This window comes from Streptomyces sp. NPDC047017 (assembly GCF_040644175.1).
GTDB lineage: Bacteria > Actinomycetota > Actinomycetes > Streptomycetales > Streptomycetaceae > Streptomyces.
The window spans coordinates 172,439-192,345 of the sequence record NZ_JBEYVW010000017.1; the positions used below are offsets into that span (position 1 = coordinate 172,439).

The window sequence follows — 19,907 nt, forward strand, 5'->3', positions numbered from 1 at the left end:
GGAGGGGAGGGGGAGGAGGGACAGAGGGGAGACGTGCCCGGCTCAGACCTCGGAGGGGGCCGAGGGCGCCCGGCCCGCGGTGCGGTCAGGGCAGTCAGGGCCGTCCGGGGCCGGCCGCGGTCCACGGCGTGCCAGCAGCGCCGCGGCGCCGAGTCCGGCGAGCGAACCGGAGACCTCAGCGAGGGTGCACGCCAGCCGGCTGACGACGACGGCCGTCACGGTCTGTTGGGCGGTCAGGACGGGAGCGAGTGCCAGGGTCAGCACGACCTCGCGGACCCCGGCGCCGTCCGGGACCACCAGTACGAGCATCCCGGCAGCGGAGGCCAGAGCGAATCCGCCCACGCACAGCAGTACGGTGTGGACGTCCAGCGGGCCGCTCAGGACGGCCACGATCAGTACCAGATGAAGGCCGCCGACCGCCCAGGACACCACCTGCACGGCGATCGAGCGGCGCAGCAGCCCCTCCGCGAGCGGGGCCACGGGCGGTGGCCTGCGCAGCACCCGGGCTATCGCACCGGCCAGCCACCGCACCAGCCGGGGCCGGTACAGCAGTACGCCGAGCAGCGCGAGCCCGAGGACGAGCACGACAGCGGAGTGGTCCAGGACGGCCGGTGCCGCGGCGATGCCCACCACCCCCGCGGTCAGCAGCACCAACGCCGAGTTCAGCGCGTACGCGGCGATCATGCGGGCCGCGGGCACACCGCTGGCCCGCCCGGTGTGGACGCTGGCCAGACCGCTCCAGAACGGGCCGGGCAGGTACTTGCCCAGCATCGCGGCGCCGTAGATCCGCATCGTGGGCCCGGCGCCGAGCGGATGGCCCAGACCGCTGAGCAGACTGCGCCAGGCCGCCATGCCGAGGGCCAGCCCGGCCAGGTCGAGCGCGGCGGCGCCGGCGAGCACGGCGGGTGCGTCGCCGCGGGCCAGGAAATCGGCGACCCCGTCGGTGGAGTCGCCCAACGCCCGGTACATGCCGTAGCCGGCGGCGACCACGAACGCGGTCATGACGACGGCCCGCAGGGCCCGGCGGCGGGACAGCGAGGTCATCCGGTCTCACCGCCCAACCTGGCCGGCTCCGGCCGGCGGCGTGCCGTCGGGGTGCCGAAGTCAGTGAAGACCATCCGTACGACACCCCAGAGGGCCCCCAGACCGATGGTCATGTTGACGAGCAGGTGGCACAGCAGGAAGAAGGGCAAGAAGCCGGGCCCACGGTGGCGGCGCACCACGCCGAGCAGCCCGGGATCGGAGAAGACGAAGCCGGTCAGTGCCGCGAGCGGCGCCAGCGCCCACCAGGGACCCGCGGCGACCAGCGGCAGCGTCACCAGGGTGAACATCGCCGTGGCGACACCGCCGGTGGTGTTGACCCGCAGCGCGCCCTCCTTGCGGCGGTGCGCGGCGCCGAACGGCACCAGGAACTGCGAGCGTCGGAAGGACTCGCGCAGCATGCGGCCCATCCTCGATTCCTCGTCGTGCCGGGCGACGATCCGGTCGGTCAGCAAGATGCGGTACTTGGCGGAGAGCCGGTCGCTGTACTCCACGTCCTCCGCGTCGCGCAGGAGCGTGTCGAAGCCTCCGACCTCGTCGAAGACGCTGCGCGGCATCGCGGTGGCGACGAAGATGACGGTGGAGGTCTCGCCCAGCGCTTTGGTGCGCCAGTGGTGGGCGTGCAGGGTGCGATACCACTCGACGGGGCCGTCGTCGATGAGCGGTTCCGGAGCGAAGACGCCGTGTACACAGCCGAGTCCGGGGTCCTCGGTGAGGAGGCGTACGGCTTCCGCCACGGCGTCCGGCGCGATGGTCTCGTCGGAGTCCAGAAAGAACAGGATGTCGCCGCTGCTGGCCGCCACGGCGGCGTTGCGGGCGGCGGACACCCCGCCGTTGGGGTTGAGGTGCAGCACGGTGCAGGGGAACTCGGAGGCGATCTCCCGCGAGGTGTCCGTGCTGTTGTCGTCGGCCACGATCACCTCGTGCAGAGGATATCCCTGGTCGAAGACGGACTTCAGACAGAGCCGCAGGGTCTTGGCGTAGTTGTAGTTGGGGATGACGACCGAGACGGTGGGTTGCACGAGGCTGGGCCTTTCGGTTCAGCGGTCCACGAGCCGCGGGACGGCGGCCGGACAGGGGGGCGCCGTCCGGCCGGGCCGTCAGAGGGTGAACGACATGATCTGCGCCCGGTGGTCGGAGATCCCGTCCATCGGGTCGATGCGGTAGTGGTCGGCTGCGATGGAGCCGCTGAGGAAGGCCCAGTCGAGCCGCCACAGGTGGCCCCAGGAGGCCGGAAAGAGGCTGTCCCCGGCGTCGGCGGCGTCCCGCATCCGGCCGCGCAGGGTGCGCAGGTCCCCCATGACCGGGCTGGTGTTGAAGTCACCGGCCACCACGGTGGGCAGGGCGTTGGCACGCAGGTCGTCCGTCAGACCCTCGAACTGGGCCTTGCGCGCACGTTCGTTGGCGTGCATCATCCGGTACAGTCGGCTGCCCAGCGGGCTGACGCCCATGTTGATCTGGACCGGGACGTGCACGTTGTACAGCGACACGGTGTGTCCGCCGACCCGGACGTCGGTGCGCAGCACCTTCTCCCTGTCGAACTCGGTCTGCCACGGCGCCTGCCCGTGCTCCACGCCGGCGCCGGGACCGACGCTGTGCGCGGACACGACGGGCAGCCGGGAGAGGGTGACCAGCTCGCCGCGGACGATGATGTGGTAACCGGGGAAGTTCTTCCGCAGTTGGGCGAGTTCGTCGACGGGCTCGGCCGTCGCCCCGTTGTCGTGCGTGGTGATGTATTCCTGCAGGAGGTAGACGTCCGCCCTTCGCTCCCGGATGGTGCGGTAGAACACCGCCCGGTCGGTGTCGCCGCCCCAGAACCGGGTGTTCCAGGAGACGACCCGCAGATCGGGGGTGCCCGAGGCGGAGTCGTGGAAGAGCACGCCCCACTGCACCCCGGAGGAGTTCCAGCCGAGGACGAGTGCGACGACGGCGCCGGCCACGGTCGTCCAGGTGACCCGGTGCGGGGGCGCGGCCCGCCGCAGCCGGCCGACGACAGCGGCCGCCACCAGCAGCAGCGGCACGGCCGTGTACACCAGCGGCGGCGCCAGATCCGGTATGAGCATCGGCCACCAGCGGCCCGACAGCACCAGGTGGATCAGGGTCAGGGCCAGCCAGAACCAGGTCGCCGCCCACAGCCACCGCACCCGGCCGAGCAGCCGGGCGGTACGCCGGATCGGTCCGGGGCGGTCGGGGTCGGCGTCGGGACCGGACGGCCGCTGCGGGCCGGCTGGGGGGCGGGCGGCGGCCGTCGGGCCGCGGCCGGTGGTGAGGTACTCGGTCACGGCAGGACCACCCCACGGGTCTTGTCCTTCGCCTCGCGCCGCGGCGCCGGGTCGGCGCTGCCGGCGCGCGGCTCACGCTCGTAGAGCCGGCGGAACTTCGGGGAGAGCAGCCAGTGCGCCACGCCGAAGAGGACGGCGGTGGCCACGGTGACGTTGAAGACCAGCAGCACACCGAAGAACGCGGGCAGGAACAGCAGGCCCTTGCGCCGCGCGACGAAGGCGTACATGCCGAAGTCGCAGAGGACGACAGCGGTGAACGCCGCGGCAGGCAACAGCCAGCCGAGTGGCCCGAGCAGCAGCGGCGCGCACAGCAGCAGGACGGCGACCAGGCCGAGCAGCGCGGCCCAGGACCGTGCCATGGTCTCGAACCCCTCGGCGTGCCGCTTGCGCTGGGCGTACAGCGGGACGCGCAACCGGCCCCGCACGAACATTTTGCGGATCAGGGCGAACAGTTCGTGGTCGTCGTCGTGCGCGCCGCGCATGCGGTTGGTCAGCCGTATCTCGTGGCGTTGGGACAGCCGCTCGCCGAAGTCGACCTCCTCGGTCTGCCGCAGCTGCGGGTTGAAGCCGCCGATCTCGTGGAAGATCTCGGCGCGCATCGCGCAGATGGCGGAGATGAGGAAGCTGACCGAACCCTCGGAGTCGTAGCGCCAGTAGTAGGCCTGGAGGCAGCGGGCCTCCTCCACCAGGCTGTCGCGGATGAGCGGTTCGGGTTCGTACATGCCGCAGACCGCTCCCAGCTCCGGGTCGGCCAGCAGCTGCTCCACCGCCTCGGTGATCGCGCCCTGGGCGAGGGCGACGTCGGAGTCGAGGAACATCAGGATCTCGCCGGCGGCGTGCTCGACGCCGAGGTTGCGGGCGACTGCGGAGCCGCCGTTGGCCGGCGTACTCAGCACGGTGATGCCGGAGATCGTCCGGGCGGTGGCCAGGGAATCGTCGGTACTGCAGTCGTCGACGACGATGATCTCCTTGTTCGGATAGTCCTGTTCGAGCGCGGAGCGGATGGACAGGCCCAGAGTGCGGCTGTAGTTGTAGTTCGGGATGATCACGGACACCAGCGGTGCGCCGGACATGGTGGTGCCTTTCTCAGAAGCGGTGGTCGGTGCGGTGCGGACGGCCTGTCGGCGTCATGCCGGGGCGGGCAGCAGCACGATCAGTACGGCCCACAGCAGTCCCACGGCCATCAGCACCCGGTCGCTGAGCAGCAGCCGGACCGGGTCGCCGCCACCGCCGTGGACGAGGACGGCCTGGAGGTAGCGGAACAGCGCGAAGATCGCGCACGGCACCGTCACCAGGATCAGCGCGACCGCGGCCGGGTGGGACGGTGGGACGAAGAGATGGACGACGTAGATCATCACCGACAGACTGGCGCTGACCACCACCATGTAGTCGAGCAGTTGGGTCGTGTAGCCGGTCAGCGCCGGGCGGTGCGCGCTGCCGCTCTCGCCCAGTTCGCGTCGGCGCTTGCCCAGGGCGAGCACCAGGCAGAGAGTGAAGACGCACATCAGCAGCCAGGCGGACGGCGTCAGGCCGGGCGCCAGGTAACCCTCGGCGGCCCGCAGCACGAACCCGCCGGCAAGGGCGAACACGTCGACGATCGGCAGGTGCTTGAGGTGGAAGCTGTAGGCGACGTTGAGGGCGAGGTAGACCGGCACGGGCCAGTACCGGTCCACGCCGCCGAGCAGCACCCCGGCGGCCAGCACGGCGACCAGCACACCGAGCGCCGCGCAGGCGGAACCGGCGCTCAACTCGCCCGCCGCGAGGGGGCGGTGACGCTTGACGGGGTGCAGCCGGTCGCGTTCGCGGTCCACCAGGTCGTTGAGCACGTACACGCTCACCGAGGCGGTGATGAACAGGGCGACCGCGACGCCCACGGCACGCAGCGCGGACGGGGTCACCTGCCCGGTGAGCAGCACCGGCAGGGCGATGACGAAAATGTTCTTCACCCAGTGCTTGGGCCGGGCGAGCGCGACGAAGGCGCGTACCGTTCCCCGCCGGTACGGCAGGGGGGCGGGCGGCAGCAGGTGCGGCGCGGGCGGTGCGCAGACGGCGCCCGCCGGCGGGGCGACGGTGAGCTGTGAGGGTGCGGCGCCCTCGGTGGGGGAGAGGCGGGGGGCGGAATCCGCAGCGGACATGGCTCTCCTAGGAGTGGGAGGCGCGTCGTGAACGGTGGTCCGGGAGGGAGGAGGCGTCGGCGGGCGCGGCGCCGGAGGGCACCCGCGGCGGCCGGGTGCCATCAGAACAGCGCCTTGCCGAGGGAGAGGGCGCCCTGCTTCCAGGGCGCACGGCTGGTCCGCCCGGTCGGGGCGCCGTGGCTGCGGGCGTGCTCGCGCCGCCACCAGTCGAAGGTTCGCAGCAGTGCCTCGCGGTTGGAGTACCGGGGACGGAAGCCGAGCACCTCGGCCGCGCGCTCAGTGGATACGTAACTGTCCACCTGGAGCTTCTGCAGCAGCCTGCCGTAGACGGGGGACAGGCCTGTGCGGCTGAGCACCTTGAGCACGGCCACGGCGGGTGTGGTCGGGAGGGCGACCACGCGCTTGCCGTGGCCCGCCGTGTCGAGCACGGACTGGAAATCCTGGCGCAGCGTGCGGAACTCGGTGGCGGCGATGTTGAACGCGGTGTTGACTGCGTTGTCGTCGGGGTGGGCCGCGGCGGCGGCGACCGCGTCGACCAAGTCGTCCACGTCGAGCATCTGGGAGCGCACGTCACCGCCGCCAAGCAGGGGGAAGTGGTGGCCTTCGTCCGCCCATTCGAAGAGCATGGCGAACAGGCCTAGCCTGCCCGGGCCGACGAAGGTCTTGGCGCGCAACGCCGGTATCACCATGCCTTGCGCGCGGAACTCGGCCACGACCTCCTCCGCCGCAGCCTTGGAGCGGCTGTAGGGGTCACAGGGCTGCCGCGGGTGCGCCTCCGGCGTCGGCACGGTCCTGGGCACGCCGTACACGGCGGCGGAGGACAGGTGGATGACGCGGGGCACGTCCGCGTCCCGGCACCCGGTGAGCAAGGTACGCGCGCCGTCCACGTTGATGGAGCGGATCTCGTGCTCGGCATAGGTGGGCAGCGCGGTCGCGCTGTGCAGGACCAGTTCGGCCCCCCGTACCGCCTTGCCGACGGCGGCGGGGTCGCGGATGTCGCCCTCGATCCACTCCACGTCCGGGTGGGCGGCGGCGGGCGGAACCAGGTCCAGGCCGACGACCTGACGGCCGTCCCGGACGAAGCGGTCGACCAGGGCGGTGCCGAGCATCCCGGCGGCCCCGGTCACGACGACGCGGCTCACCGCGCGCCGGCCGGGGCGGTGCGGGTGGTGGACAGGTGTCCGGCGGTCCGAGGGGTACTCCGCCGGCTTCGGACCGGGATCAGGGAACCGTACAAGCGGGACATGCAACACCTCTTCGTGGGGGAGTGTGTCGTATGCGGGCAGCGGCAGTCCGGGAGCCTCGCGCAGGCACGGCCTCGTTGCCGTGGGGGAGGCTGCTCCTCGCGCCCGCCGCGCAGGAAAGGGCGGACGTCGCGGCGGGGTCTGCCCACGCCGACCGGCTGGAACCTGCCCGGGGTGGCGGCGCTCGCATCGTTGCGAAGGGCCCGGGCGGAGGGTCCGCGGGGCACGTCCGTGTCGCGCTGTTCACTGGTCGGTGCAACGGTCAGTCGCCGGGGGCGCTGACGGCGCCGGGACGGAGCGCGGCACGGGCGCTCCGGGCGCGTGCGGTCCGGGCTACTGGCCGGTTGCCGGTGCGGCACCGGGCCGGGGACTGCCTCCCGGCCGGCCGCCCCAGGCGGTGTCGTGTGAGTCAGGGAATTCGCTCTGCAGACGGCAGGGAACACACATTGGGGGGACCCTTTGATCGACCGATGTCCTATGGATCATCGTTTCCGTCCCAGGTGACTGTACAGTGATCCTGGCTGCATCTTGATGCATGCAGCAAATTCCCTCACGGAATGGCAAATATGTCGATGCCAGATTTTCAGGACGGAGAACTGGAGCGGATCGAGGCGCAGGTATACGAGCGGGCCCGACGCAGAGGTGGCATTGATGGGCGGGACGCGGCTCGGGAACTCGGTATTCCGGTGGAGGAGGCGGAGGAGGTACTGAAGAATTTACGATCTCTTCATCTGCTGCGTGCCGTCGGCCGTGCGGGCGTTCCCGCCGGGGCCCCGGACGAGCGGATGGAGGCGGTCCCCGTCGAGCTGTCCTTCGGGCTGCTCTCCGGCGGCATGGAGCACTCGCTGCGGGAGGCGCTGGACTCCGTCAGGGCGGCACGGCGGGGTGTGGCCGGGCTGCGGGCGGTGTTCCAGACGCTCACCATGGAGGGCGGGAACGGCGACGGACCGCTGCGCATCCCGGACACCGGCACGGTCAACGAGCTGATCGAAGAAGCCGCTTCAGCCTGCGTGGAGGAGGTGTTGACCTGCCAGCCCGGCGGCGGGCGGCCGGCGGAACTGCTGGAGGAAGCGATCGGCCGCGACCTGTCGATGCTGGGCCGGGGCGTGCGCATGAAGGTGCTCTACCAGCACGCGGCCCGGCGGGACAAGCCCACCCAGGCGTACGTGGAGAAGGCGGTGGGCCACGGCGCGCAGGTGCGCACCCTGGCGGATCTGCCGCCCCGTTTCATCGCCTTCGACCGCTCTGTCGCCTTCCTGGAGGACGAGGAGGCGGCGGAGGGTGCGACCGTGGTGACCCAGCCTTTGGCAGTGCGTTTCCTCTGCCGCGTGTTCGACGTGGCCTGGACCCACGGAACGCCTTTCCGGTCAAGCGTGGAAAACAGCGCTGTGGCTGATGGTATTCAGCGGTCGATCATCAGGATGCTGGCTGACGGTATGCGCGACGACATGATCGCGCGGCGCCTCGCGATATCACTGCGCACCTGCCGGAAGCACATATCCGAGATTATGCAGCGTTTTGATTCCGAGACGCGTTTCCAGGCCGGGTTCGTGATCCGTGAATTCGTTGATGCGGAAGCCCTGGAAACACCGTCGGAATGAGGGGCTGATCGGCTACGGCGGGGGTGACGCGGTGCTGGGCGGGGGCGGCCTCAAGGCGTTGAGAGCGCTCCCAGGGCAGAGGCTGGGTCTGTGTCCTCATTTCTGCAGGTCCGAGTGGGGGGTGGTGGCGCTCAACCGGGTACCACAAGGGGGACGTTGACGCGCTGCGATGACACGGTAGCGCAAAGGCATGGCCGTTGGCGACCGCAGGACCCGGCACCGCGGTGCGCGGGCCGGTCGGAGACGGAGGAGTAACCCGCGGGACACCGGGGGATGCTCGGTGCTGTGCGGCCGGTGGGCCGGACCCGGCAGCGGGCTGCGGACCTCATGCCCGGCGCCCCACGGCGCGGGTGACCACAGCGCGTTCTCACCCCGCCGGTCGACCGACGCCCCCCCGGCGCCCGTGCCCTCCGGGGCAGGGCGGGGCCGGTCCCCGAGCGCCCGCACGGCGTCGACCGCCCCTCCGTACCGCGTCACCGCGGTGCCGTACCGCCAGGAGACCTCTGCCGTGGCCGGCTTCACGACCGGACAGCGAAAGCTGATGCACTTCTCCGGCCGCGCCCACCCGCCCCTCACTGAGGACGCCGCGCGCGAACTCGGCGTGCACGTCGTCCCCACCATCATCCGCGACGTCGCCGACGGCGAGATCCACGTCCGCTACGAGGAGTCCGTCCGTGGCGCCTACTGCTTCCTGTTTCGGAGCCACACCAGTCCGGTCAACAAGTGGATCATGGAGTAGCTCGTCATGGCGGACGCCCGGAAGCGGGGCGTCGGCACGCACCGTCACGCTCATCAGCCCCTTCTTCGGCCGCGCACGGCAGGACAAGGAGCACATGGGCGGTGAACCGGTCTCCGCGCGGCTTGCCGCCGACCTGGTACGCACCGCGGGTGCCGACCGCGTCCTCGCGGTGGATCTGCGCACCGGCCAGATCCAGGGCTTCTTCGACGGCCTCGTCGGCCATCTCTTCGCGTCGCCCACCCTCGCCGACCACGTCGCCGCGCGCTCCGACCCGGCCCGGCTGACCGTGGACTTGCCGGATGCCGGATGCCGGATGCCGGATGCCGGATGCCGGATGGCGGACGGGTGCGGGTGGCGGACCGGTGGTGCGGCCGGCCGGGGGCACCACCGGCGATCGTGGACGCTCCATCGTGGAGGGCGGGGGCGAATCCTCCGGCCGGGCCCGCTGTGTTCATACCGAGCCCGTGTCTTTGCTTCGCGGACAAGGCGGCGGTAGTGATTCGGCCAACCTTCACTTCATGATGTACGACACATGTCCCGGCGTGCGGAGAGTTATGTCTGCTTTTTCGTGTCCGGTGGCGAAGCCTAGCCGGTGAACTGCTCAGCGCAAGATCATGGCGGTGACGACGGATGGCTTCTGTGTCCCGTCCCTCGTTCGCGCTTGACCGGAAATCACGGCCTGGCCGCCCTTGACGGCGGCACGTGCCCCGTCTCGGTCTTTGAGGAACCTGCCCCGTCGGACGATGTCCCGTCCCACCGTGCGAGGGCCGGCCCGGGTGGCGTCGGGCCTGGCCCGGGTCCGGCCGGCCGGACCCGGGCAGCTCCACAAGAGAGGTGGCCACCGTGAAGTGGCGTGCGCCGCCTCGCGAAGGCGACCGGCCGCCCGATGGCCGCCCTGGCCCGCCGAGCATCCAAACAATGAGAATTCAAGCCAAGTGGCCTGTCGTGAGACATAGGTGGGAAGTGACTGTTGACATGCCAGTGCCATTTCGATGAGATCTTGGGAGCGCTCCCACCGCCGCTTGCGCAACTGCTGCCCCAGTTGAACGATCCGCTCGGCTCTCGCCGCCTCCCGACCCGTGCCCCGCGCATACGCCCCTTCGCGTGTGCGTCGCTGTCCTTCGCCCGTACGTACCGGAAAGTGGCTGCACGCATGCCCGATCACATATCTGCACAGCCCGTCGCCCAACCGGGAGTCACTCTCGGCACCCCATTCGTGGAGCGCAACCTCGACCTCGTCGGCAAGCTCTACCAGCGTTCCGTCTACCCCGGCGCCTTCGACGTCGCCAGCGGCAAACGACTGCCCTCGCCGCTCGTTGTCGACCTCGACCCGACGACCGTCTGCGACCTCGCTTGCCCCGAGTGCATCAGCTCTCAGGTGCTGCACCACGGCCAGATAGGCCAGGACCGCATCGTCCGTCTCGCCCACGAGCTGGCCGAATCGGACGTTCGCGCGGTGATCCTGATCGGCGGCGGCGAGCCGCTGCTGCACCGCGCCATCGGCGAGATCATCGAGGTGCTGCACAGCGCCGGCATCCAGCTCGGCCTGGTCACCAACGGTACCCAGATCCACCGGTACATCGACCAGTTGTCCACGATGCTGTCCTGGGTTCGGGTCTCTGTGGACGCCGGCAGCGCCGCAACCTTCCAGTCCTTCCGCCCCAGCCGCGGCAAGCGCAGCGCCTTCCCGCAGGTCATCGACAACATGCGGCTGCTCGCCGCACGCAAGCAGGGCAGGCTCGGCTACTCGTTCCTGCTCATGCAGCGCTTCGACGAGGACGGGAAGGTCACCGCCAGCAACTACGACGAGGTCTACCAGGCCGGCGTGCTCGCCCGGGAGATCGGCTGCGACTACTTCGAGGTCAAGGCGATGCTGGACGAGGACCACTACACGGTCAACCAGTCCGCCGGGGACATCGAACTGGTCGAGATGCAGGTCGCCCGGCTGCGGGAGCTGCAGGACGACTCCTTCCACGTCCTGCACTCCTCCAACTGGCAGGCCGTGCGCCGCGGTTCCGACCCGGTGCAGCCCAAGGACTACCGGACCTGCGCGGTCACAGAACTGCGCACCACTGTCACGCCCACCGGTGTCTTCGTCTGCCCCTACCACCGGGGAAACCCCAAGGGCCGGATCGGCGACATCTCGCAGACGACCTTCGCCGAGATGTGGTCGGCGGCCGACACCACGGTGATCGACCCCAGCGAGGACTGCCGCTTCGTCTGTGCCCGGCACGCCACCAACCAGGAGATCGCCCTGCTCCCGGAGCGTCCCGCGCCGCACCACCTGGACGACGACTTCGACCCCTTCATCTGACGGCATGTCGCCCCCCGCCGCACACCAGCCGTCCCACCCTCTCGGGGCATCACGAACGCCCCGGCGACAAGGCCAGGAGCACGTATGCGCTTAGCCGTGATCGGAGCCGGTGCCGCAGGCCTGACCTGCGTCAAGCAGGCCCTCGCCGACGGCCACGACGTGGTTTGCTTCGAGAAGCACCCGGATCTCGGAGGTATCTGGAACCCGGCGTCCGGCGGTGCCTACGCGGGGGTCCGGATGCAGAGTTCCCGGATGAGCATGCCGTTCACCGACCACCCTCCGGGCTTCGCCGCTGACTTTCCCGAACTCACCGAGGTACAGGCGTACCTGCGCTCGTACGCGACGAGGTTCGGTCTGCTCGAAACGGTGCGGTTCGGCCACGAGGTGGTCGGGGTCGCCAAGGAGAGTGACGACTGGAAAGTGACGGCCCACCGAGCGACGGGTGAGGAGGAGCAGGTACGCGTCGACGCCGTGCTGGTCGCCAACGGCGAGCTGTGGCAGCCCCGGCTCCCGGACGGAGGGCTGCCCGCGCCCGGCACCGAGGTCCAGGTGCTCACCTCCCCGGAGTACCGCGGCGCCGCCGCCTTCACCGGACGGCGGGTGCTGGTCGTGGGGGGCGGGGTGAGTGGCGCCGACATCGCCGGCGACCTGGCCCCGCACGCTGCCCGGGTGGACTGGTCCGTGCGCAGCAGGCAGTTGTTCCTGCCCCGCGACATCGGCGGCGTCTACAACGACGCCCTGTTCTCCTACGCCGGCCGGGTCGCCCTTGAGGAGGTGCCCTACGCCGAGTACCTGGACTGGCTGACGGAGTGGCTGCCCGACTACATGGGCATGTACCGGGCCACCGGACTGCTGCCGGAACAGGGCTTCCACGGGGCCGTGCACGTCAACGACAAGATCGTGCCCGCGGTGCATGCCGAAGGAGTGCACCCCGTCGCCGCGTTCAAGCGGTTCACCGACGACGGGCTGGCGGTCCTCGACGACGGGACCACCGAGCGCTACGACGCGGTGGTGCTCTGTCTCGGCTACGAGCCGCCGGACTACAGCTTCATCGACGGACTGCGCCGCGAGGACCTGTACGAACACCACTTCTGGCGGCACGACCCGACCCTGGCCGTGATCAACACCCCTGTCGACACCGAGGCGTTCGGTACCGCCTGCCCGTACTTCGAGGCGGTCAGCGGCTGGGTGCTCAACGTGCTCGGCGGTAAGACCACGCTGCCCGGACCCGCCGAACGCGCGGAATGGTGCGCCCGCCACATGTCCGCGCTGCACCAGCGGCGTTACCTCGACTGCTGGCTGGAGACGATTCGCCTGGGCCTGCTCAGCGGCGCGCTGCCCGACCCGGCGGTGCACTTCCGCGCCTACTGGACGCTCGTCTCCAGCCAGGTCGACCCCGCCTGCCTGCGCCCGGGCCGGGGGAGAGCGGTGCCCGCCGTGCACGACGGGCGCCTGGATCTCACCGGTGTGCGCCACCGCGTCCTGGCCGCGCTGCCGGAGGACACCCGGCGGGACCTGCTGGCCCGGGGCGAGGTCGACGGGGCCGACCTCGCCGCTGCCGCGGGGGTGCCCGCCGGCAGGGAACTCGCCCCGTGGCTGCCCTACCGACAGCGCGCCACCCGCACAGCCGGGTCCGCGAAAGTCAGGGCAGCGTGAAGGACCGGACCGGGACCGAACCGGGGACGGCGGTGAGCCGGTGGCGACTCGTCACCGACCCCGCAGTGCGCGATCTCATCGCCGTCAGCGGAGCGATCGGGCTGGTCGGTGCCTTCGTAGTGCCCACCACCAGCCTCTTTCTGACCGAGACGGTAGCCGCGACGCCTTTGATGGTCGGGCTGTTCTTCGCCACCCGGTCAATCGCTGAGATCGGCACCGACATGGTGGTGGGCGCGGTCTCCGACCGGCTGCGCGACCGCCGGACGATCCTGGTGGCGACCGCGCTGCTCAACGCCGCCGGCGCAGTGGGCTACACGGTCCTGCGCGACTACTACGCGCTGCTGCTGACCAGCATCGTCTGCTTCGGCCTGGGCGGCGCCTGCTTCGGCCAGCTCTTCGCCTACACCCGTGAACTTGCGGACGCGCGGGGCGTGGACGCCCCGTTCTTCAACGGCTTCCTGCGCTCGGTCACCTCGCTGGCCTGGGTGGTGGGACCGCCACTCGCCTTCTGGGCGATCGCCCAGTGGTCGTTCACCGTTCTGTACGTCGCCACGGCCGCCCTGTCGGTGGTGGCAGCGCTGCTGTGCCGGTGGGGACTGCCGCCCCCCGGCACACAGGCCGCCGGGACGCCGCCCGCCACCGCGGCGTCCGACGGACCCGGCGACGAGGAGCAACCGCCCGGACTGCTGGGCATGTTCGCCGGCGTCGGACTGCACACGATGATCCTCCTCGGCTCCGTCGTGCTGTTGCTCGGCGCCAACGCGATGTACCAGATCAACCTGCCCCTGTACGTCACCGACGAACTGCACATGAACGCGCGGACCGCCGGCCTGCTGCTCGGGGTGAGCGCTGTCCTGGAGATCCCGCTGCTGGTGCTGGCCGGCGCCTGGGCGGACCGAATCGGCAAACGACGGCTGATGATCGTGGCCACTGTCTGCGCCACCCTCTTCTTCGGGCTGCTGCCGTTCATCCGGAGCCTTCCACTGCTGCTGGCGGCGCAGCCCCTGAACGCCGCCTGGGTGGCCGTCGCCTTCAACGTCCCCGTGGTGGCGCTCCAGGACAGCCTGCCCGGCCGGCCGGGCACCGCATCGGCCCTGTACTCCAGCGCCTTCAAGGCCGGCATGTTCCTCGGCGGCCTCGCCGTCGGAACCGTCGCCACCTGGACCGGCTACGGCCAGGTGTTCTGGGCGTGCGCCGGCCTGACCGCACTGGCCGGGCTGCTGGCGCTGTTCCTGCGCTCCGCCCCGCACCCTCCGCCCAGGCCCTCCACCGACCACACCCACCCGCTCGAAGGGAGAGCCGCGTGACCACGTCACAGCCCGCCTGCACTGTCATCGTGCCCACGTACAACCGCAGCGGACTGCTGCGGCACACACTGGAATCACTGTGCCGCCAGCAGCTCGCCGCCGGCGACCGCTTCGAGGTGGTGGTCGCGGACGACGGCTCCACCGACGACACCGAGGACGTCGTCACCGGGTACCACGACCGGCTCGACATCCGCTGGTACCACCAAGGGGACGAGGGCTACCGGGTCGCCAGGGCCCGCAACATCGGCATCGAGCACGCCCGCGCCGACCTCTGTGTGTTCGTCGACTCCGGGGTGATCCTGCAATCCGGCGCTCTCGCCGCCCACCTCACGGCGCATCGGGACGTGGACGGCCCCACCGCGGTCGTCGGCTACGTCCTGTGCTTCAACGAGGGCAACGAGGACGGCCAGGAGATCCTCGACGCCCTCGACTTCGCCGACCCGGACGCCTCCTTCGCGCGATTCACCGCGGAGGGCCGCTGGCCGGACATCCGCGAGGACTACTACGAGCGCTACGGCGAGGACCTCGACGCCCTGACGGCGCCCTGGCTGATGTGGTGGACCTGCAACGCCTCGGCCCCCACCGCGCTGCTGCGGGAGACCGGCGGCTTCGACGAGGCGTACCGCTCCTGGGGCGCCGAGGACGTCGACCTCGGCTATCGGCTGCGCACGGCCGGTGCGCGCTTCGTGCTGCGCCGCGACGCCGCCGCGCTGCACGTGCCGCACCCCAAGAGCTACGAGTCCAACATGCGCTCGGCCGCTCGCAACTACCGTTACTTCGCCGCCAAGTTCGACACCCCGGTCGCCCGGCTGGTGCCCGGCAACCACTTCCACGAGATCGAGGACATCCTGCGCTCGCGTCGACTGGCCGAGGGCGATGTGACGGACGCGTTCGGCTCCGTGGCCCGCCCTGTGGACCAGATGGACGCGGAACGTGCCGCCGCAACACCGTCGGAAGGTGAGCCTGTGACCCCGCCCCTGCTCGGTATGTGGATCTGGAAGGACCGCGAGGCACGCCGTGACGCGCCCCGGGTCCTGGTGTTCTCGCCGCACCCGGACGACGAGGTGATCGCCTGCGGCGGCACCACCGCCCGGCACGTCGCCGAGGGCGCGCAGGTGGGAGTGGTCTTCGCCACCGACGGCGCGATGTCCCACTCGGCCGTACTGGACATCCACAAGAACCCGACCCCCGGGGAACTGCGTGAGATCCGCCGTCAGGAGGCCCTCATGGCGGGCAAGGCGATGGGCGTGCGCGAAGAGGCGGTGCGCTTCCTGGACTACCCGGACACCCGGCTCGCCGACCACCTGCCCGAGTTCCGGCGGGACGTGCTGGAACTGTTGCGCGAACACCGCACTGTCACACAGGTGTACGTGCCGCACGAGATCCGGGAACTCAACGCCGACCACCGGCTGACCGGCGAGACGGTGGTTTCCTGCCTGGCCGAACTGGGCCTGGAGCCGGACATCTACCGGTACGTGGTGTGGGACGAGCGCACCGAGGAGGAGTTCGGCTTCGTCAACCGCAAGCCGGCCGACGGTCCCGGCTCCGGCAGCGAGCGCCTCGTCTCCTACGACATCGAGGCGTACGTGCCGCAGAAGCACGCCGCGTTCCGCGAACACCGCACCCAGGTGGAGCTGTATGCCCCGGGACAGACCAGGCCGGTCGTGCCGTGGCCGTTCCAGGAGCGAGTGTTCGCCGCACGCACCGAGGAGTTCTGGATCACTGAGCCGGGCGGCGGCGACGTCGACCGCCGCTCCGGGCACGGGGAGTGACGACGACCGTGACCGGCCCCTCCGGGGCGTCCATGGCGGAAGTCCCCGAAGCGTCCGCGGCCGGCAGCGCCGTGGACCCCGTGGCCCCCGCGCTGTCCGACCTGCGGCCGCTGCCCCGGTGGCCGCGGCTCACCTCGGCGATCCCGGCCGACCCCGAAGTGGAGCGCCGCGTGGCGGGGATCATTGAGGAGTCCTGGGTTGCCGATCACTGAGCAGACCGCCGAGCCGACCACTGAGCAACCGCAGCAGGAGACAGGCATGAGCCGACTGCCGTACCACGCCGACTGGCCCGCGATCAGCTCCGCGATCCCGGCGCTGCCCGAGCAGGAGCGGCGTGTCGAGGAAATCCTCGCCCAGCTCACGCTGGAGGAGAAGATCGGCCAGATGATCCAGCCCGAACTCGCCGAGCTGACCGCGCAGGACGTGCGGGACTTCCACATCGGCTCCGCGCTCAACGGTGCCGGCATCTGGCCCGAGGGCAACCGGCAGGCGAGCCGCGACGACTGGATCAAGACCGTCGACGCGTTCTGGGAGGCGTCCGAGAGCCGGTACGTCGGGCGCCCCTTCCGTATCCCGTTCATGTGGGCGACCGACGCGGTGCACGGCCACAACAACGTGCGCGGCGCCACCGTCTTCCCGCACAACATCGGTCTCGGCGCGGCCCGCGACCCTGACCTGCTGCGCCGGGTCGGAGAGGCGACCGCCCGCGAGATCGCCGCCACCGGCATGGACTGGACGTTCGCCCCGACTGTCACCACCCCCCGGGACCGCCGCTGGGGCCGCTACTACGAGGGCTACGCGGAGGACCCGGAGGTCGTCCACGACTACGCGCCGGCCGTGGTCCGGGGTCTGCAGGGTGACGCGCGCGAACTCATCACCGACAGCAGGGTGGTGGCTTGTGTGAAGCACTGGGTCGCGGACGGCGGCACCGCGCAGGGCGCCGACCGCGGCACCGCCGTCTGCGCCGAGGACCTGGTCCGCAACATCCACTCGGTGGGCTTCTTCTCCGGGCTGGCGGCCGGCGCGCAGTCCGTCATGGTCTCCTTCAGCAGCTGGGAGAACCGAGCCAACTACGACCACAGCCCGGACACCGGCCCCGCCTACAACCACAAGGTCCACGGCAGCCGCTATCTGATCACCGACGTGCTCAAGGGGCGGATGGGCTTCGATGGCATCGTCATCAGCGACTGGGACGCCCACGCGGAGGTCGCCGGCTGCACCGTCGGCGACGCCGGGTACGCGATCAACGCCGGTATCGACGTGCTGATGGTCGCCGGGCGGGACGCCTGGCAGTCCGTGCACCGCACGGCCTGCGCGCACGTCCGCGCAGGCCGTATCCCCCAGGAGCGGATCGACGACGCCGTGCGCCGGGTACTGCGGGTGAAGACGCGGGCCGGGCTGTGGGAGAAGCCCCGCCCCAGGGAGCGGTCGCTGGCCGTGCGCGCCGACGTGCTCGGCTGCGCGGAGCACCGGGCGCTGGCACGGGAAGCAGTGCGCAAGTCGCTGGTCCTGCTCAAGCACCGGGCGGGGACGCTGCCGCTGTCCCGCTCGGCACGTGTGCTGGTCACCGGCAGCGGCGCGGACAACATCCAGAAGCAGGCCGGCGGCTGGACTCTCACCTGGCAGGGCAACGACGTCACCCTGGACGACCTGCCCGGCGCAACCACCGTGGCCCAGGCGGTCCGTGAGGTCGTCGGAGACGCCCGCTGCACCGTCGACCCCGACCTGAGCCACGCGGACCCCGCCCGCCACGACGTGGCGCTGATGGTGCTGGGCGAGGACTCCTACGCCGAGATGCGCGGCACGATGAGACCGTGGAGCACCCTGTCGTACGCGGGTCTCAAGCAGTCGTACGCCCGGGACCTGGACATCCTGCGCCGACTGCGCGAGCAGGGGGCCACCGTGGTCACGGTCTTCTTCGGGGGACGCGCGCTGTACCTCACAGAGGAGATCAACCTCTCCGACGCCTTCGTGGCAGCCTGGCTGCCGGGCACCGAGGCCGCCGGGATCACCGACGTGCTGTTCCGCGCGACCGAGGGCACGACCGGCCACGACTTCCAGGGCAGGCTGGGCTCCTCATGGCCGCGCACCAACCGCTCGCACGCGGTCAACCGCGTCCCGCCGCACATCCCCGACTACCGGGTGCCCGCGGAGGAGCAGGCCCCCGAGGGCGAGCACGAGCCGCTCTTCCCGTACGGCTACGGCCTGAGCATGACCGACACCTCGCCGGCCGGCCCGCTGCCCGAGGACACGTACCAGGATGCGACCCCCGTGCCCCCCGTCACCGGCCCGCTGGAGATCCACGGCGGCATGAGCACCGACGTCGTCTTCCGCGTAGGCGGCCACAACACCTGGTCGCGCCCGGAGATCTCCTTCGACGAACCGATGGAGGTCCTGGTGGTGGGCAGCGAACCACTGACCGAACCAGACCGGCCGAACGCCCTCGCACTGCGCTTCAAGGGCCCGGGCCTGCCGGCCTTCGTCTACGCCCAGTTCGCCTCCGGCGACCCCGCCGACCTGCGCGGGTACGCCGACGCCGGGGCGCTGGTCGAGGTCGAGGTACGGGTGTGGGAGGCACCGTCCGAGGCGCTCTACCTCGCCTGCCACGACGACTATCCCGCCCAGCCGGCCGTGGACCTCTCCACCACCCTGGCCGAACTGCCCACGGGCGAGTGGTCCACGGTGACCGTGCCGGTGGAGTCGCTGCGCGCGATCGGCTCCGATCTGCGCCATGTGGACGTGCCGTTCATGCTCTACACCGACGGCACGGCCCGGCTCGACCTCGGCCGAGTGCGCTGGCTGCCGCCGGAGTCCGCCGACGGCACGGACTGAGAACTCCTAACGAAATGATCTTCGAGGTGGTTGGATCACTCCGGGAGCGATGATCTGGGGGTGCGAGGTGGCGCGGCCGAAGCCGTGGGAGGTCGACGACGAGCTGTGGGCGGTGATCGGGCCGCTGCTGCCCAAGGTCGAGCGACGGACCCGGCACCCAGGACGCAAGCGGCATCCGGACCGGCTGGTGTTCCAGGGCATCCTGTTCGTCCTGCACACCGGGATCTCCTGGGGACACCTGCCGCAGAACCTAGGCTTCGGGTCGGGCATGACCTGCTGGCGCCGCCTGGCCGAGTGGACCGAGGCCGGCGTGTGGCCCCGGCTGCACGAGGTCCTCCTCGCCGAACTCCGCAGCGCGAACGCCCTGGACTTCTCCCGCGCGGCGGTCGATGGCTCCCACATCCGGGCGTTGCAGGGGGAGCCAGGACCGGGCGAAGCCCTGTCGACCGGGGCAGAACCGGCAGCAGACATCATCTGATCACCGACGCCACCGGCATTCCGCTCGCCGTCACCCTGACCGGCGGCAATCGCAACGACGTCACCCAGCTGATCCCTCTTCTCCAGGCCGTGCCGCCGGTTCGGGGCAAGCGCGGCCGACCCCGGCGCCGCCCGGACGTGGTGCTGGGCGACCGCGGCTACGACCACGACAAGTACCACCGCCCGGTCCGGGACCTCGGCGTGAAGCCGTTGATCGCCCGCCGCGGCACCGAGCACGGCTCCGGCCTGGGCACCCAACGCCGGGTCGTCGAGCGCGCGTTCGCCCATCCGCACTGGTTCCGCCGCCTGCGGATCCGCTGGGAGATACGCGACGACATCCACGAAGCCTTCCTCACCCTCGGATGCACACTCATCTGCTGGAGACGCCTGAAGTCATTGCGATAGGAGTTCTTAGTACTGCAACGGTGTCTACCGTGACTGCTGGCCAGTTCGGTCGTTGGTCTGGTCATGGGTGGGGACCTTGCGGATGTGCGTGTGTGGGCGGGT

Annotated in this window: 14 protein-coding genes and 1 pseudogene; 9 read left to right on the forward strand and 6 right to left on the reverse strand. The window is 70.8% G+C overall.

The window, feature by feature from the left end; translation table 11 throughout:
• Positions 1-42 precede the first annotated feature (42 nt).
• The 6 genes from ABZ858_RS26975 to ABZ858_RS27000 all read right to left on the reverse strand — a co-directional run bounded on the left by ABZ858_RS26975 (position 43) and on the right by ABZ858_RS27000 (position 6,585).
• Entirely contained in the window at positions 43-1,044 is a 1,002-nt protein-coding gene (locus ABZ858_RS26975) for a hypothetical protein (protein ID WP_361383718.1), read from the reverse strand.
• The gene (locus tag ABZ858_RS26980) at positions 1,041-2,063 is read right to left on the reverse strand and encodes a glycosyltransferase family 2 protein (protein WP_361383721.1); all 1,023 of its coding nucleotides are present in this window, start codon (positions 2,061-2,063) and stop codon (positions 1,041-1,043) included. The genes ABZ858_RS26975 and ABZ858_RS26980 overlap by 4 nt, the downstream gene beginning before the upstream one ends.
• 78 nt (positions 2,064-2,141) lie before the next feature.
• Positions 2,142-3,323 carry an endonuclease/exonuclease/phosphatase family protein gene (locus tag ABZ858_RS26985; protein ID WP_361383724.1) on the reverse strand — a complete coding sequence of 394 codons (1,182 nt, stop codon included), beginning with the start codon at positions 3,321-3,323 and terminating at the stop codon, positions 2,142-2,144.
• Positions 3,320-4,396, reverse strand: a complete 1,077-nt coding sequence (locus tag ABZ858_RS26990; RefSeq protein ID WP_361383727.1) for a glycosyltransferase family A protein — start codon at positions 4,394-4,396, stop codon at positions 3,320-3,322. The genes ABZ858_RS26985 and ABZ858_RS26990 overlap by 4 nt, the downstream gene beginning before the upstream one ends.
• A gap of 54 nt (positions 4,397-4,450) precedes the next feature.
• On the reverse strand, positions 4,451-5,458 hold the full coding sequence (locus ABZ858_RS26995) for a UbiA prenyltransferase family protein (protein ID WP_361383730.1): 1,008 nt from the start codon (positions 5,456-5,458) through the stop codon (positions 4,451-4,453).
• A 101-nt stretch (positions 5,459-5,559) separates the two neighbouring features.
• Complete coding sequence (locus ABZ858_RS27000; RefSeq protein WP_361383733.1) at positions 5,560-6,585, reverse strand: NAD-dependent epimerase/dehydratase family protein; 1,026 nt, start codon at positions 6,583-6,585, stop codon at positions 5,560-5,562.
• 674 nt (positions 6,586-7,259) lie between these two features.
• Between ABZ858_RS27000 and ABZ858_RS27005 the strand changes: the two genes are divergently transcribed.
• The 9 genes and pseudogenes from ABZ858_RS27005 to ABZ858_RS27045 all read left to right on the forward strand — a co-directional run bounded on the left by ABZ858_RS27005 (position 7,260) and on the right by ABZ858_RS27045 (position 19,805).
• The gene (locus tag ABZ858_RS27005; RefSeq protein ID WP_361383736.1) at positions 7,260-8,303 is read left to right on the forward strand and encodes a helix-turn-helix transcriptional regulator; all 1,044 of its coding nucleotides are present in this window, start codon (positions 7,260-7,262) and stop codon (positions 8,301-8,303) included.
• A gap of 541 nt (positions 8,304-8,844) precedes the next feature.
• Positions 8,845-9,441 (forward strand): annotated as a pseudogene (gene prs / locus ABZ858_RS27010) (ribose-phosphate diphosphokinase); the annotation flags it as partial.
• A gap of 817 nt (positions 9,442-10,258) precedes the next feature.
• Positions 10,259-11,356 carry a radical SAM protein gene (locus ABZ858_RS27015; RefSeq protein WP_361383739.1) on the forward strand — a complete coding sequence of 366 codons (1,098 nt, stop codon included), beginning with the start codon at positions 10,259-10,261 and terminating at the stop codon, positions 11,354-11,356.
• An 84-nt stretch (positions 11,357-11,440) separates the two neighbouring features.
• Positions 11,441-13,012: an FAD-dependent oxidoreductase gene (locus ABZ858_RS27020; protein WP_361383742.1), complete on the forward strand. Its 1,572-nt coding sequence runs from the start codon at positions 11,441-11,443 to the stop codon at positions 13,010-13,012.
• Positions 13,013-13,044: 32 nt separating this feature from the next.
• On the forward strand, positions 13,045-14,319 hold the full coding sequence (locus tag ABZ858_RS27025; RefSeq protein ID WP_361383745.1) for a sugar efflux transporter: 1,275 nt from the start codon (positions 13,045-13,047) through the stop codon (positions 14,317-14,319).
• A complete protein-coding gene (locus ABZ858_RS27030) occupies positions 14,316-16,091 on the forward strand; it encodes a PIG-L family deacetylase (protein WP_361383748.1) in 1,776 nt (591 codons plus the stop codon). Before ABZ858_RS27025 ends, ABZ858_RS27030 begins: the two co-directional genes overlap by 4 nt.
• 8 nt (positions 16,092-16,099) lie before the next feature.
• The gene (locus ABZ858_RS27035; RefSeq protein ID WP_361383751.1) at positions 16,100-16,303 is read left to right on the forward strand and encodes a hypothetical protein; all 204 of its coding nucleotides are present in this window, start codon (positions 16,100-16,102) and stop codon (positions 16,301-16,303) included.
• Between the two features lie 46 nt (positions 16,304-16,349).
• Entirely contained in the window at positions 16,350-18,923 is a 2,574-nt protein-coding gene (locus ABZ858_RS27040; protein ID WP_361383753.1) for a glycoside hydrolase family 3 N-terminal domain-containing protein, read from the forward strand.
• 49 nt (positions 18,924-18,972) lie between these two features.
• Positions 18,973-19,805 (forward strand): IS5 family transposase gene (locus ABZ858_RS27045; RefSeq protein WP_361383756.1). Its coding sequence is split into 2 segments (ribosomal slippage): positions 18,973-19,336 and positions 19,336-19,805, totalling 834 coding nucleotides; the frame shifts between segments, so codons are not numbered across the junction.
• The last annotated feature ends 102 nt before the right edge of the window (positions 19,806-19,907 follow it).

Excerpts from the sequence above, each read along its gene's own strand:
- ABZ858_RS26975 (WP_361383718.1), bottom strand. The coding sequence starts at position 1,044 with ATGACCTCGCTGTCCCGCCGCCGGGCCCTGCGGGCCGTCGTCATGACC.
- ABZ858_RS26990 (WP_361383727.1), bottom strand. The coding sequence starts at position 4,396 with ATGTCCGGCGCACCGCTGGTGTCCGTGATCATCCCGAACTACAACTAC.
- ABZ858_RS26995 (WP_361383730.1), bottom strand. The coding sequence starts at position 5,458 with ATGTCCGCTGCGGATTCCGCCCCCCGCCTCTCCCCCACCGAGGGCGCC.
- ABZ858_RS27005 (WP_361383736.1), top strand. The coding sequence starts at position 7,260 with ATGGCAAATATGTCGATGCCAGATTTTCAGGACGGAGAACTGGAGCGG.
- ABZ858_RS27020 (WP_361383742.1), top strand. The coding sequence starts at position 11,441 with ATGCGCTTAGCCGTGATCGGAGCCGGTGCCGCAGGCCTGACCTGCGTC.
- ABZ858_RS27040 (WP_361383753.1), top strand. The coding sequence starts at position 16,350 with ATGAGCCGACTGCCGTACCACGCCGACTGGCCCGCGATCAGCTCCGCG.